Raw genomic sequence first — 13,765 nt, 5'->3', positions numbered from 1 at the left:
ATTTCGAAATCGTGGTTTTTTTATTATCTTTTCAAACATTCAATGCTTTTTATTATTAAATTTGTGATAAATACTAATACTGAATGAAGAAAATTCTATCTTTTTTATTTATATTTTATATTTTCACCTCTGCATTTGCCCAACTGGACAGAGAACACTGGTTTGCTCCTATGATAGACAGATCCGGTGCACCAAATCCTTACCAAAAGCTTTACTTATCAACCAACAGAACAACACCTTTCCCGGTAAATATTTATAATAATAATGTTCTGATAGGTACAGTAAATATCAGTAAAAACAATCCACAGAAATTTGACGTACTAAGAGATTATATCATTACCACCCAACAGACTGATCTGTTTACCCCCACCACTAAAGGATTGTACCTGAAAGCAGAATTTCCTTTTTATGCTAATTTAAGGTTTTCAGTGTTTAATCATGCAGAAATAATTACCTCCAAGGGAATTCCTTCCACAGGAAAAAATTTCTTTGCCACTTCCGCTCCTATTACGGTGAGCAATAGTATTCTGAATTTTATGACCAGTGTTTTGGCCACGGAAGACAATACCTCCGTTACCATTTCCGGATACAGTCCTAATGTACAGTTTTCTAATGGAACAACCGGTGCTACTAACCCTTCCATGACATTTACTTTAAACAAAGGACAATCTTATATTATCGACGGAATCGGGAATATTACCGGAAACTTTGACGGTTTCATCGGCTCAAAAATTACCTCTAATAAACCGGTCAATATTACCAACGGGAATTTCAACGGGCAGTATGCCGGAAACTTTCCTTCAAGTTCTGATATCTTAATGGATCAGGCGGTGCCTGTGAACAGACTGGGTAATGAATTTGCATTGGTAAAAGGTAACGGTCCTATCGGGGCTAATATGGAAGGCGCTGTTATAGTTGCTACAGAAGACAATACTCAGATTTTTGTCAACAATGAAATACCTCCTGTAGCTACCATTAATACGGGAAAATATTTTGTCATTCCTGATAGCAAATATATTCTTCAGGGAAATGGACATTATAATTTATATATTAAGACTTCTAAAAACGCCTATGTTTATCAGATTTTAGCAGGAGATTCCAACTCCGGTAACGAGACAGCTACCGGGGGATTTAATTTTATTCCTGCTTTAAACTGTTACCTTCCGAAACAAATTAACGAACTGGGTTTCATCAATGAGAACTTTGTACATTCAAACGGTAATCCGGGAGGCGTTCTGAACATTCCTACGAAGCTGAACCTCATTACTGAAAGAGGAGCCAATGTGACGGTAAACGGAACTACTCCACTTGCTATAACGGGCCCTTACAATATGACAGGAACCACCAACTGGGTAACTTACGGAATCCCCAATGTAACCGGAACGATTACGGTGGTTTCCGATAAAGCAATTACCGCAGGAATCACTGCAGGAAGTGATGCTGTAGGATACGGAGGTTTTTTTGCAGGATTTCCTACACAACCTGTTATCTTAAAATCAGGTGGAGACTGTATTCCGGGAATAGTACTTACGGTAGATCCGATAATTTATGACACCTATCAATGGTACAGAAACGGAGCAATCCTGCCTGGAGCAACTTCCGCTTCCCTTTCTCCTACTCAGTCCGGATATTATACCTGCTCTGTAACGATGGGAAGCTGCGCACCTTTGGTCACTGAACAATACAAAGTTCTGAACTGTACCAAACTCTCTGCAAAAACGTATAATATATGTACCACACAGACCATAACACCCACATTCAGTAATTCAACACAAACCCCGGTTCCTTCTACTGTAGCCATCACTACTGCTCCTACATTGGGAACTGCAGTCATTAATCCTGCTACCGGAGTTATAACTTATACAGCCAATACCCCTGGAACAGCAGGTACTGACACCTTTACCTATACATTCTGCGGAAATGATCCTGATTTTCCGGATTGTGAATCTGTGACAGTAACCATCAATATCCTGGCGCTCACCGTAAACAATGTAACGTTATCTGCCTGCGATATAAACGGACAGGGAACATTCAACCTTACTACCGCCAATGTAACCAACAACTTTCCTGTTACCATCACTTATTATTCTACCTTGCTTGATGCCCAGAATGAAAATGCTGCAGCTCAGATTGCCAATACCACTTCTTATACAGCTCCCAATGGAACCATCATTTACGCAGTTGTAAAGAACAGTATCGGATGTAAAAGCATTGCACAAATAACATTAAATCTTTTCAACAAAGCTATTGTCCTAGATAATTACAACGGTGTCTTCTGTGATGATAATCTGGATGGAACCGTTACAATTATTCTGCCTAATATTACTCCTTTGGTGCTTAATAATCCTACTTATTTTACTACTGTAAGATATTATGCGAATCTGGCTGATGCCAATGCCGGAAATAATAACACACTTCCTAATAGCTGGAGCTATACTGCGACTACAACTATTTATATCAGAGTAGATTCACCTGATGGCTGTGCTTCGGTTGTTAAACCTTTACAGTTCAGTATTGGAGCAAGATTACCATTATTAACAAAATCCGTTACAGAAAGTGTATGTGATGATGATCTGGATGGAATAAAATCAGTCAATCTGGCTCAGTTTATCCCTCAGTTTACCCTGGATCCTAACGTCACATATACATTTCATACATCACTAGCAGATGCTCAGAATAATTCTGGTCCAATATCATCAATTGTTAATATTACCACTTCTCAGACTTTTTATATCCGTTTTGAAAAAAACGGAGCATGCCCGGAAATAGGGACTCTCAAAATTACGATCAAAATCCCTAAAAAATCTGATGTGCTGGTAGATCAGGCTATCTGTCCGAAAACCACCACAACACTGGATGCAGGCCCGGGATTTGACAAATATCTATGGAGCACGGGTGCAACTACTCCTTCCATTACGCATGTATTCCCGGGAAATTACTGGGTAGAGCTTACATCAAACGGGTGCGTTTATAAGCAATATGTAAACGTTACAGAATTACCTCTTCCTACCATCACTTCTATTGAGATTGACGGAACAACAGTAAAAATTGGAGTAAGCGGCGGAACTCCTCCTTATGAGTATTCTTTAGACGGAGTTATATGGCAGACATCCAATGTTTTCTACAATGTACCAAGAGGTGCACATAATGTATTTGTAAGAGACTCAAAACTTTGTGGCGAAGTGAAGAAACCGTTTGCAATTATTAATCTTATCAATACTATTACTCCGAACGGAGATGGGCGCAATGAAGTAATAGATTATTCTGCTTTGATGGCTAATGATAATCTTGTATTCAGGATTTTTGACCGATATGGAGCTGAAGTTTTCAGAGGTACGCCTGAAAACAGATATACCTGGGATGGTCGAATTGGCGGCAGATATGTGCCTACAGCAACCTACTGGTATTTCATCACCTGGACAGAATACGGCTCTTCCCTTTCTGTGAAATATTCGAGCTGGCTATTGGTAAAACACAGATAAGAAAAAAGAAGCCGGAGGGAATAAGTACGAGCCCATCCATAATGTTCGATTGTTCTTCCGGCTTCTTTAATTATATTCGTTGTTTTTTAAATGAATAACAGGTTTATAACACTCATTAACAATTTAATGCTAAAGTTTAATATAACTTTAACCACTATTCTTTATCTAAACTGAGAAAATTGCTGTATTTCTATGTAATTTTGCGCATTATATGAAGAAACTGTTCACTCTACTGCTATTGGTTTTTCTGGCAAAAATTAATGCACAAGTATATTCCGGAGAGGTATTTCTGCGAGACAATTCTATTTTATATCTTAATCAGGTATATGTCACCAATTTGAATACTCAGAAAACCGTTCTTACTGATTATAACGGCAATTTTAATGTTCCGGCTAATCCTGGAGATGTTATCCGTTTTACTTCTATCGTTACGGAAAGAAAAGATATCAAACTTACTCCTCAATTGATGGCTCAGAAGAATCTGGTAGAGCTTAAAATTGCTTATTATGAAATCCAGGAAATTGTACTCAGCAGGTTCAAACCTACCGGAAATCTCCGTTATGATGTCAATTCGTTAAGAAAAGAAGACAAAGCTTATGCGCTTAAAAAAGTAATTGGTCTTCCTGAACCTAAAGGTGATGGTACTCCACCAGAGCTGCCTGTTGCCGGATTAAGGGATGGCGGGCTTACCTTCAGCCTTGAAAGTATCTATGATATTCTTTCCGGAGAAAGAAAGAAAAAGCAGCGATACAAAGCTTATGAAACAATGAACAGTTCTGTTGCACAAATCAAAAACTATTTAGGAAAAGACTATTTTACGAAGTTTAAAATTCCTGAAAACCTGATAGACAACTTCCTTCAGTTTGTTTATACATCTGAAAATATACAGCCTTATGTATTGGCCGGAAATTTTGAGGCAGTAAAAATTCCTATTGAAAAATATCTTCCGATTTATCAGAGAAGACTAAGAAATTCCCATCTTCAGGAAGTTATTGTTCAATAAAAAGAATAGATATTTCAAACTAAATCTAATCCATGTGTTTACATATGGATTATTTTTTTGTAAAAATATTGATTAATAAAGACTATATTTAATAATTATCCAATTTTTAACTTATATACTGCCCTGGTTTTCAAAAATATGTTTAATTTTATATCACAAACAAGTGTTTAAAATAAAAACTACAGTATTTCGTTATCCTATTAAAAACTAACCATCACAAACGCAAATTAAGAGAAAGCACCTAATTTCTAATTTAATATTAATTAATGAAAAAAGTACTTTTACTTCTTAGCTCGCTATTTTTCCTGAGCCTGCCTGCTCAAAAAAGGGGAAAGGATTACAGTAATATCTTGAAAAGCAACAGCATTTATGAGATCAATGCCTTTTTGAGAGATGCACACCCTGATGATCCAAGAAGGTCTGTTCTCAAACCAAGAGTTATGGAGATGATGAAAGAATACATCAAAAATGCACATCCTGCAGATCAAAAGGTAAAAGATATGCAGGAAATGCTTGCTCTTTTGAAAAGAAGACCTTCTACAAAGATTACTTTTGATGAAATGAATGCCATCATCAAGCAGAAACAGATTGCAAAATATAAGGCAGAACTTGCCGCTAAACAACCTACAACAGTCTTTACTCCAAGTACATCACAAAATACGTTTGTCATCAATGCATCAGCCAATGCTGCAGTTCCTAATGCTGAAGCGGAGGAATTTAATATGCTTATGGCAGTGTCTCCTGTTGAGCATAAAAACAAAACGGTAAAAATCCTCAATTCTTTATTTGATAACGATCCTAATGCTAAAGAATGCATTGTGATGATTCAAAATAAATCGGATTGCAACATTATTGTAAGAATGGAAAGTGTAGGAAATACAAAATACAGACTTGCAGTTCCGGCGCAGGGGGAAAATTCTATTGTAATAGAAAAAGGGCAGTATCTTTTCTCCAGTTTGGTTTGCGGGGCGCAGTACGCTTCACAAAAAACGATACAAAGACCTATTATGGTTGCTTTAGGAAGTCAATAAATACGGTTGTAAACAAATCATCTCTCTGTCTTTTGCCTTCAAAAGACAGAGTTTCTATGTAAATTTTAGTATTTTTGCACTCATTTTATAACTCAATGGGCAAGAATAAATTAGCAAGATTTGCAGAAAACAAGATATTACCAAACGTAATCCAACCCACAAGGGAAGATGCTTTAAATGGTTTCGAACTTAAAGGAAAATGGAGAGAGAATTTCTTTAAAAACGACCATCCTATCGTTCTTGAATTAGGCTGTGGTAAAGGAGAATATTCCGTAGGCCTGGCGAAAACATTTCCTGAAAAAAACTTTATCGGGATTGATATTAAAGGAGCCAGATTCTGGTTTGGTGCCAAGGAAGCTGTGGAAAACGATATGAATAATGTTGCGTTTTTAAGATCACAAATCGAACTTGTTGATCACTTCTTTGGAGAAAATGAGGTAGATGAGATCTGGATTACTTTCCCTGATCCTCAAATTAAATATAAAAGAACAAAACACAGATTAACCCATCCGGACTTTTTAGACCGATATAAAAAATTCCTGAAGCCAGGTGGTATCATTCATTTAAAAACTGATTCAGAGTTTTTACATGGATATACATTAGGATATTTACAGGGAGCCGGCTATGAAATCATTACGGCTCATCATGATATTTATGGCGCTCCAGAGTATGACCCTAATACGCCACATCTGAGAGATATCAAGACCTATTATGAAGAATTATTCTCTGCCAAAGGAAAAACCATAACATATATTAAATTCCGGATAAGCTGATGAAATAAACAACATTGATGAAAAAAAATTTTTTAACGATTGTATTCTTCACATTTCTAATTCCAGGCTTTACGTATGCTCAAAAAGGCAGTAAAGACATCTTAAAAAGCACAAATATCAAAGAAATTGAAGAATATCTGAAAAACACACATCCTGACGATCCTAAAAAAAGTGTATTAAAGCCAAAGCTTATTGCTTTAAAAAATGCAGCATGGACGAAAGGAGCCCAAACAGCCAGACCTATGGAAGTAAGGCCTGTAATCTCTGATATTCCGAAAAATATTATGAGAAATCCTAACTCGAATGATGCAGAAGAGTTTAAAAAACTTATTGCTGAAACATCTTCCGAACATAAGGAAAAAACAGTAAAGCTTCTGAATGCAATGTTCAACGAGGACATCACACGCAAGGAGGCTATCCTTTTGTTCAAAAATAATTCGGATTGCAATATTGTACTGCGAATAGAAGGAAAAGACTATTATAATCTTGCAGTTCCAGCTCATGGAGAGAACTTTATTACCATTAATAAGGGATCATATCTTCTGAACAGTAATATCTGCGATTTGAAATACTCTTCCCGGAAGGATATTAAAAAAAATATATTTGTAGCAATTGATAATGCGGGGCTTTCTAATACTGGTCCGGCACTTGCTCAGGAAGGTATTTCTAAGGAAAGACAGTCAAAAAAATAAAACAGGTATGAAAAAGCTATTAGTTTTTACAGGAATTTCATTAATTCTTACCAGCTGTAATGTCAATTATGGAAACTATCCCGTGAGAAGAAATCCTTACCCTGCTGGCAATCCTGTCAATAGAGCAAATACAGAGAGGGAGTATAATGAATTGATTAAAACCTATAAACCGGAAACCGCTGAAGTTCTTACCGATCTCCTTAATAGCAGTGATCCTTCGAATCCCAGAACTTCTATTTCTGTGGAAAACAGATCTTCCTGCAATATGGTACTTACAGTGAGTGGAAATAATTTTTTAAAGAAAATTCCTATTGGTGCCGGTAAGACAGGATATACTATGGTCACTAAAAATCAAAACTACAGATTGTCCGGAAATGTTTGTAATACGGTTTACCAATCTACCAAGTTTATAACAAGTTCATATTCTATAACACTTTCCAACTAAAATAAGACTGCAGAATTTTGCAGTTTTTTTTAATTATTACCAAACCTTATAAATAAAGACAAATAATGTATGCAAAGTGGGAGAAGTCTTAACACCTGAAGATCCCACTATTCCATCAGTGGTTATTGGCCCAAAGAAATAATAATAAGTATTAAACAAAAAAACGCTGGACCTAAATCCAGCGTTTTTCCTATATTAAAGAAAATCTTTAATTATTCTGCATCGAAATCAGCATCTGTATCAGCAGACACTTTTTCTCCTTCTTCTTTAGATTTTTCTTTATCAGCTTTTCTTTGAGACTGACCTTCTTTGATAGATTCAGAAACTACGCTAAGGATCATATCAATAGACTTAGAAGCATCATCGTTTCCTGGGATAACGAAGTCAACTTTTCTAGGGTCAGAGTTTGTATCAACGATACCGAAAACTGGAATACCAAGTTTCTTAGCTTCAGTTACCGCGATGTGTTCTCTTAAGATATCAACTACAAATACAGCAGATGGAAGTCTCACCATGTCAGCGATAGAACCTAAGTTCTTTTCTAGGTTAGCTCTTTGTCTGTCAACTTGTAATCTTTCTTTTTTAGATAAAGTTTCGAACGTACCGTCTTTTTTCATTTTGTCGATAGAGTTCATCTTCTTTACCGCCTTTCTGATAGTAACGAAGTTCGTTAACATACCACCTGGCCATCTTTCTGTAATATAAGGCATATTAAGTTCAGCAGCGTGTTTTGCAACCACTTCTTTCGCTTGCTTTTTAGTAGCTACGAAAAGAACTTTTTTACCTGCAGAAGTTAATTTTTCTAAAGCATTACAAGCTTCATCTAATTTAACTGCTGTTTTATGTAAGTCTACAATGTGAATACCGTTTTTCTCCATAAAAATGTATGGAGCCATATTTGGGTTCCACTTTCTAGTCATGTGACCGAAGTGTACGCCAGCCTCTAAAAGGTCTTTTACATTTGCTTTTGCCATGTTTTCTGTTTTTGTTAGTTTACTTTCCGTCTTTTAAACAATCAACAACTTCTTTAGATGGGAGAAGCGTTTGGATGCTAAACGTAACGGGCAATTGGCGGGTTGCTTTTTGCTTTTGGCAATAGGCTTTTCGCCGAGATTAAGTTTAAATAAAATGTAGTACATTTCTGCAGCCAATAGCCATAAGCCATTCGCCAACGAGAAATCTTAACGTTTTGAGAATTGGAATCTCTTTCTTGCTTTTTTCTGACCTGGCTTCTTTCTTTCCACCATTCTTGCGTCTCTTGTAAGTAAACCAGCAGGCTTCAATGCTAATCTGAACTCAGCGTTGATCTCGCATAAAGCTCTTGAAATACCTAATCTGATAGCTTCTGCCTGACCTGTATTTCCACCACCGAATACGTTTACGGTAACGTCATACTGACCAACAGTCTCAGAAAGGATGAACGGTTGGTTTAATTTGTAAACCATCACGTCTGTAGAGAAATATTCTTTAGCATCTTTACCGTTTACTGTAATGTTTCCAGAACCTGGTCTTACATAAACTCTTGCTACAGAAGTTTTTCTTCTTCCGATTTTGTGAACTATAGACATAATTAATTATTTAAATTCGTTAACATTAATTGTTTTAGGCTGTTGAGCTTCATGTTTGTGCTCAGTTCCTTCATATAAGTAAAGGTTCTTAAGGATAGCAGCACCTAGTCTGTTTTTAGGTAACATACCTTTTACAGACTTCTCTAATACCTTTAAAGAATCTTTCTTTTGAAGTTCAGCCGCAGTCATAGACTTCTGTCCTCCAGGATATCCTGTATGCCAGATGTAAGTCTTATCAGCCCACTTGTTTCCGGAAAGTGTAATTTTCCCAGCATTCAAAACGATTACGTTATCACCACAATCTACGTGAGGTGTAAAGTTCGTTTTGTGCTTACCTCTCAAAATCTTTGCAACCGTAGAAGCTAGTCTTCCTAACGGCTGTCCTTCAGCGTCTACCACAACCCATTCTTTATTAGCAGTAGCTTTGTTCGCTGAAACAGTTTTGTAACTTAATGTATTCACACGTTTTAGTTAAAGATTAAACATAATTTACCCCTAAAAGGGTGTGCAAAGGTACAAATTATTTTTGTAACCCAAAAACATATTTTATTTAATCTATATTAAATAGGCTATCTTCCCCAGTATCAATAGATTTTAACATTATTTATGCTTTTGGCATAAATCTTGTAAAATGTTGCTGCGATGAAAAAACCGCTTAAAAGATTCTAAAAACATAGATGATAAAGTAAGAGTTTGGTCCCTCAACTCTTTCTTTATTAATTTTACTTTAAAGATTTCCCTAAAAACTTATGGATATTATTATTTTGTTTCGGAATAATTATATTTGTGGCCAACATATCCATAATCATGAGCCACGGAAAAATAAGAGAAAATAAAACCTGTCTAAACTGCGGACATCAGGTTGAAGAAAGATTCTGCGCCCACTGCGGACAGGAAAATATTGAAAGGCGCCAGCCATTCTATTTTCTTTTCACCCACTTTGTTGAAGATTTCACTCACTATGACGGGCAGTTTTGGGGAACATTGAAAAATCTGATTTTTAAACCTGGAAAACTTACAAACACCTATCTGGAAGGTAAGAGACAGCAATTCGTTCCTCCCGTAAAACTCTATATTTTTGTCAGTTTCATTACTTTTTTCATGTTTGCACTTTTCCCGATGATCAATATTAATTTTTCAGATAAGAAAGATGCAGGAAATCACAATACAAAAAGTTTTTTAGACAAAATAAAAGTTGCAGAGACGCAAAAAATACTCGACAGTATAAAAGCGGAAAAAAATCACAGTAAGGAAGATTCCGCAGCGATTAAAAAGCTTAATACATTATTATCTGATTCTGCTAAAATAAACGATCTCCAAGAAACCTTTGAAATGGATAAGAAAATCGATGCAGATATTAACTTTGGTGGATATAGAACAAGAAAGTCCTATGACTCTGCAACGGCTAAAAACCCATCAGTTTTGAATTTTATACAAACTCCATTAGCTCACAAATTCTTCGAATTAAAGGAAAATGGTATTACCAAAGCTGAAATCTTTAAAAATTTGACTGAAAAATCTTTCCATAATTTGCCGAAGGCACTTTTCATCTACCTTCCGCTGTTTGCATTCTTTTTATGGATTTTCCACAGTAAGAAAAAATGGTGGTATTTCGATCACGGAATTTTTACACTGCATTATTTTTCATTCCTCTTACTGACTATTTTATTTATATTCCTACTTACAAAGCTGGCGGGGCTTACAAGCATTGGGTTCATTAGTATATTCTTATATTTAATAATAATCTCATTATCAATATACAGCATAGGATATTTCTTTATTGCTCACCGCCGAGTTTATCATTCCCATGGATTAGTAAGCATTATTATTGGTATTACCTTACTGACCATTAATTTTATTGCATTTATGTTTTTAGTTATCGGTCTTGCCCTGGTAAGTTTCCTAATGATTCACTAATAAAGAAATAATTGATAAGGAAAAAATACATGAAATACTTATATTCGCATTAGAATACAAATGCATTTATGAGCCACGGAAAAATAAGAGAAGATAAAACCTGCCTGAACTGCGGACATCAGGTTGAAGAAAGATTCTGCCCTCATTGCGGACAGGAAAATATTGAACCCAGACAGCCTTTTCATTATCTCTTTACTCATTTTATCGAGGATTTCACTCATTATGACGGTCAGTTCTGGAAGACAATCAAATACCTTCTTTTTAATCCCGGAAAGCTAACCAAAGAATATCTTGCCGGAAAAAGGCAGCTATTTGTTGCCCCCGTGAAACTCTATATATTCATAAGTTTTATTACATTCCTTGTTCCAAGTTTCCTTCCGGAATCTGAATCAGCTTCACAAGAAAAAGAAAAGACTGAAAAACCTGAAAGAGAAAAAAAGCATTCGCAGGAAGTTCTCAAAAGTCTTGAAGCAGAAGGCCTTCTTTCCAAGGCTGATATAAAAAAAGTTTCAGACAGTTTAAAGAAAAAGGATACTTTGACACTTAATGAAGATATTATTGATAAAACCTTCAGTACAAAAAATTCTTCTATACTGAATGCACACAATCTGAAACAATATGACTCTTTACAAGCTAAGGATAATAGTGGAATTTACCAACTGCTTCGTCCTTTTGTCAAAAAAGTATTTTCATTAAGAGAAGAAGGCTACACCAAAGAACAGGTATGGGCTAAGTATAAGGAAACCTTTATACATAGCATTCCTAAGGCATTATTTGTATATCTTCCTATCTTTTCATTTTTCCTGTGGGTATTTCATAATAAGAAAAAATGGTGGTATTTTGATCATGGAATTTTTACCCTGCATTATTTCTCTTTCCTACTCCTATCCACCCTTATCTTTATTATTTTCACTAAGCTGGACGATTATGTACCGGACTACACGATCTTAAATATCATTTCATTCCTTGCCTTCCTTTCGTTATTCCTCTATACATCTGTTTATTTTTTTGTAGCCCATCACAGAGTGTATGAAAGCAGCAAAAGAATGAGCATCCTTAAAGGAATAACATTATTTATCATCAACAGTATAGGTATTGTACTGATGCTGCTTGTACTCATGTACACTAGTTTTATCATGATGCATTAAGCCATTTAAAATTTAATATACTGAATCGACAGTAAGACACAAACCTTTTTATCCTTTTTTGTTTTATTAAAATAAATTTTATATCAAAAAAAACAAATAAAAATTAATATTTTACAATAAAAATAAATTATTTAAAAATAAAAAACTAAAAACATCAAATTCAATTATATTTTAAGTAAAAAATTCACCAAATACTTATATTTGCATTAAAATACAAATGCATTTATGAGTCATGGAAAAATAAGGGAGGACCAAACCTGCCAAAACTGTGGGCACCAGGTTGAAGAAAGATTCTGTCCTCATTGCGGACAGGAAAATATTGAGGCAATACAGCCTTTTCATTATCTTTTCACCCACTTTATTGAAGACTTCACCCATTATGACAGCTACTTCTGGAAAACTATAAAATACCTATTGTTTTATCCCGGAAAACTAACCAAAGAATATCTTGTTGGGAAAAGGCAATCATATGTGCCTCCCGTAAAGTTGTATATCTTTGTCAGCTTCATCACATTCCTTCTTCCAGGATTGTTACCAACATATGACGACCCAAAAATATATGTAAAAGCAGAAGTAAAAATCCAAGAGCAAAAAAAGGAAATCTTACTTCTTCAATCAGAAGATATCCATCAAAAAAGCAAAGATACTTTACAATCAAAAACAGCCAAAGACGGAAAAAAAATTATTGACGATACATTCAATACTGAAAAAGAATCTATTTTAAATGCCAACAGTATGAAAGAGTATGATTCTCTTCTTGCTAAAGACAAAAGGTTACTTAATAAGCTCTACTATCCTCTCGTAAAGAAAGCATTCGCACTTAGAGATGAAGGCTATTCTAAAAAACAAATTGGAGAAAAGTATAAAAAGACTTTTATTAAGACAATACCTAAGGCACTTTTTATTTATCTTCCCGTATTTGCTTTTCTTTTATGGATATTTCATAATAAGAAAAAGTGGCTATATTTTGATCACGGTATATTTGCCCTTCACTATTTCTCTTTTTTGTTGACATGTATCATAGTTATCATATTACTGAATTACTTAACTAATTATTCTCTGCCTGATTCTACTTTCTATTTCATCGAAAGCTTATTCATATATGCAGTAATCCTATGCATGCCTGTTTATTTTTTTATAGCTCATTATAGAATATATGAAACCAAAAAGACAATAAGTATCATAAAAAGTAGTCTATTATTCATAGTGAACATCATTATGCTCCTAGTCACCCTGATTATATTATCGTATATAAGCTTTATACTAATTCATTAAGAACGCAGGGATTTGTTTCCCCTGAAACTTGCAATTAAATAATAAGCAACAAAAACGGTAGAGAATTTAAGAATGGACGGAACTGCCAGCTTCAACTCAAAAATTAAAGTTCCTGCCAGAACCAGAATTCCCATAGCAACGAAAGATAATCCTAATTTCTGAGGAAGTGTAAAATCAGGGGTATCCAGATAATAAGCAATTCCCCATGCAGAACCGAAAGCAACGGCATAATAGATATCCAGACCTATATTCTGTGAACTTATAAAGAAATAATTGATAAGGAAGCTTACTACTGTTCCTAATGCGAAATACATCAAAGCTTTTTGCATGTCTTTAAAAATATTCTGCAAAAGTAGAGATTTTAATTTTACAATCCGGCCGTCTCCCCATTTAAAATAAAATCCCGTAACTCCTTTTGGTTCTGAAAGTCC

At 35.1% G+C, this 13,765-nt stretch carries 13 protein-coding genes; 9 read left to right on the top strand and 4 right to left on the bottom strand.

From position 1 onward, the window contains the following. The first annotated feature begins 83 nt into the window (after window positions 1–83). The 6 genes from F3J23_RS21145 (at window position 84) to F3J23_RS21120 (ending at window position 7,426) form a co-directional block, all read left to right on the top strand. The gene (locus tag F3J23_RS21145) at window positions 84–3,482 is read left to right on the top strand and encodes a T9SS type B sorting domain-containing protein (RefSeq protein WP_167033475.1); all 3,399 of its coding nucleotides are present in this window, start codon (window positions 84–86) and stop codon (window positions 3,480–3,482) included. A gap of 211 nt (window positions 3,483–3,693) precedes the next feature. Continuing rightward, on the top strand, window positions 3,694–4,485 hold the full coding sequence (locus F3J23_RS21140; RefSeq protein WP_167033473.1) for a hypothetical protein: 792 nt from the start codon (window positions 3,694–3,696) through the stop codon (window positions 4,483–4,485). 266 nt (window positions 4,486–4,751) lie between these two features. Then, window positions 4,752–5,516: a DUF6759 domain-containing protein gene (locus F3J23_RS21135; RefSeq protein WP_167033471.1), complete on the top strand. Its 765-nt coding sequence runs from the start codon at window positions 4,752–4,754 to the stop codon at window positions 5,514–5,516. 95 nt (window positions 5,517–5,611) lie between these two features. Then, entirely contained in the window at window positions 5,612–6,289 is a 678-nt protein-coding gene (gene trmB / locus F3J23_RS21130; protein ID WP_167033470.1) for a tRNA (guanosine(46)-N7)-methyltransferase TrmB, read from the top strand. 17 nt (window positions 6,290–6,306) lie between these two features. After that, on the top strand, window positions 6,307–6,981 hold the full coding sequence (locus tag F3J23_RS21125) for a DUF6759 domain-containing protein (protein WP_228455398.1): 675 nt from the start codon (window positions 6,307–6,309) through the stop codon (window positions 6,979–6,981). Window positions 6,982–6,988: 7 nt separating this feature from the next. Next, entirely contained in the window at window positions 6,989–7,426 is a 438-nt protein-coding gene (locus F3J23_RS21120; protein ID WP_167033468.1) for a DUF6759 domain-containing protein, read from the top strand. A gap of 212 nt (window positions 7,427–7,638) precedes the next feature. Here the strand turns inward: F3J23_RS21120 and rpsB are convergent, their stop codons facing one another. From rpsB to rplM, 3 genes are all read right to left on the bottom strand, one after another. Next, window positions 7,639–8,400 (bottom strand): 30S ribosomal protein S2, encoded by a 762-nt coding sequence (gene rpsB, locus F3J23_RS21115; protein WP_123276884.1) that lies wholly within the window; start codon window positions 8,398–8,400, stop codon window positions 7,639–7,641. A gap of 207 nt (window positions 8,401–8,607) precedes the next feature. After that, window positions 8,608–8,994 carry a 30S ribosomal protein S9 gene (rpsI, locus tag F3J23_RS21110; protein ID WP_047373582.1) on the bottom strand — a complete coding sequence of 129 codons (387 nt, stop codon included), beginning with the start codon at window positions 8,992–8,994 and terminating at the stop codon, window positions 8,608–8,610. 6 nt (window positions 8,995–9,000) lie between these two features. After that, window positions 9,001–9,456: a 50S ribosomal protein L13 gene (rplM, locus tag F3J23_RS21105; protein WP_027375420.1), complete on the bottom strand. Its 456-nt coding sequence runs from the start codon at window positions 9,454–9,456 to the stop codon at window positions 9,001–9,003. A 345-nt stretch (window positions 9,457–9,801) separates the two neighbouring features. On the opposite strand from rplM, the gene F3J23_RS21100 reads away from it, so the two are divergent. From F3J23_RS21100 to F3J23_RS21090, 3 genes are all read left to right on the top strand, one after another. Then, complete coding sequence (locus tag F3J23_RS21100; protein ID WP_185156489.1) at window positions 9,802–10,911, top strand: DUF3667 domain-containing protein; 1,110 nt, start codon at window positions 9,802–9,804, stop codon at window positions 10,909–10,911. A 68-nt stretch (window positions 10,912–10,979) separates the two neighbouring features. Beyond that, on the top strand, window positions 10,980–12,059 hold the full coding sequence (locus F3J23_RS21095; RefSeq protein ID WP_167033466.1) for a DUF3667 domain-containing protein: 1,080 nt from the start codon (window positions 10,980–10,982) through the stop codon (window positions 12,057–12,059). A gap of 225 nt (window positions 12,060–12,284) precedes the next feature. Then, entirely contained in the window at window positions 12,285–13,334 is a 1,050-nt protein-coding gene (locus F3J23_RS21090) for a DUF3667 domain-containing protein (RefSeq protein WP_167033464.1), read from the top strand. On the opposite strand, the gene F3J23_RS21085 is transcribed toward F3J23_RS21090, so the two are convergent. Next, the gene (locus F3J23_RS21085; RefSeq protein WP_167033535.1) at window positions 13,331–13,663 is read right to left on the bottom strand and encodes a hypothetical protein; all 333 of its coding nucleotides are present in this window, start codon (window positions 13,661–13,663) and stop codon (window positions 13,331–13,333) included. The genes F3J23_RS21090 and F3J23_RS21085 overlap by 4 nt on opposite strands. Window positions 13,664–13,765: the final 102 nt, after the last annotated feature.

Origin of the sequence: Chryseobacterium sp. Tr-659, assembly GCF_011752975.1 — a bacterium.
Classification (GTDB): domain Bacteria; phylum Bacteroidota; class Bacteroidia; order Flavobacteriales; family Weeksellaceae; genus Chryseobacterium.
Note: the sequence above shows the minus strand (reverse complement) of the source record. Positions and strands in the feature narration are given on the sequence as shown.

Coding starts and splice junctions, on each gene's coding strand:
- F3J23_RS21145 (WP_167033475.1), top strand. CDS start 84: ATGAAGAAAATTCTATCTTTTTTATTTATATTTTATATTTTCACCTCT.
- F3J23_RS21140 (WP_167033473.1), top strand. CDS start 3,694: ATGAAGAAACTGTTCACTCTACTGCTATTGGTTTTTCTGGCAAAAATT.
- F3J23_RS21135 (WP_167033471.1), top strand. CDS start 4,752: ATGAAAAAAGTACTTTTACTTCTTAGCTCGCTATTTTTCCTGAGCCTG.
- trmB (WP_167033470.1), top strand. CDS start 5,612: ATGGGCAAGAATAAATTAGCAAGATTTGCAGAAAACAAGATATTACCA.
- F3J23_RS21125 (WP_228455398.1), top strand. CDS start 6,307: ATGAAAAAAAATTTTTTAACGATTGTATTCTTCACATTTCTAATTCCA.
- F3J23_RS21120 (WP_167033468.1), top strand. CDS start 6,989: ATGAAAAAGCTATTAGTTTTTACAGGAATTTCATTAATTCTTACCAGC.
- rpsB (WP_123276884.1), bottom strand. CDS start 8,400: ATGGCAAAAGCAAATGTAAAAGACCTTTTAGAGGCTGGCGTACACTTC.
- rpsI (WP_047373582.1), bottom strand. CDS start 8,994: ATGTCTATAGTTCACAAAATCGGAAGAAGAAAAACTTCTGTAGCAAGA.
- F3J23_RS21100 (WP_185156489.1), top strand. CDS start 9,802: ATGAGCCACGGAAAAATAAGAGAAAATAAAACCTGTCTAAACTGCGGA.
- F3J23_RS21095 (WP_167033466.1), top strand. CDS start 10,980: ATGAGCCACGGAAAAATAAGAGAAGATAAAACCTGCCTGAACTGCGGA.
- F3J23_RS21090 (WP_167033464.1), top strand. CDS start 12,285: ATGAGTCATGGAAAAATAAGGGAGGACCAAACCTGCCAAAACTGTGGG.
- F3J23_RS21085 (WP_167033535.1), bottom strand. CDS start 13,663: ATGCAAAAAGCTTTGATGTATTTCGCATTAGGAACAGTAGTAAGCTTC.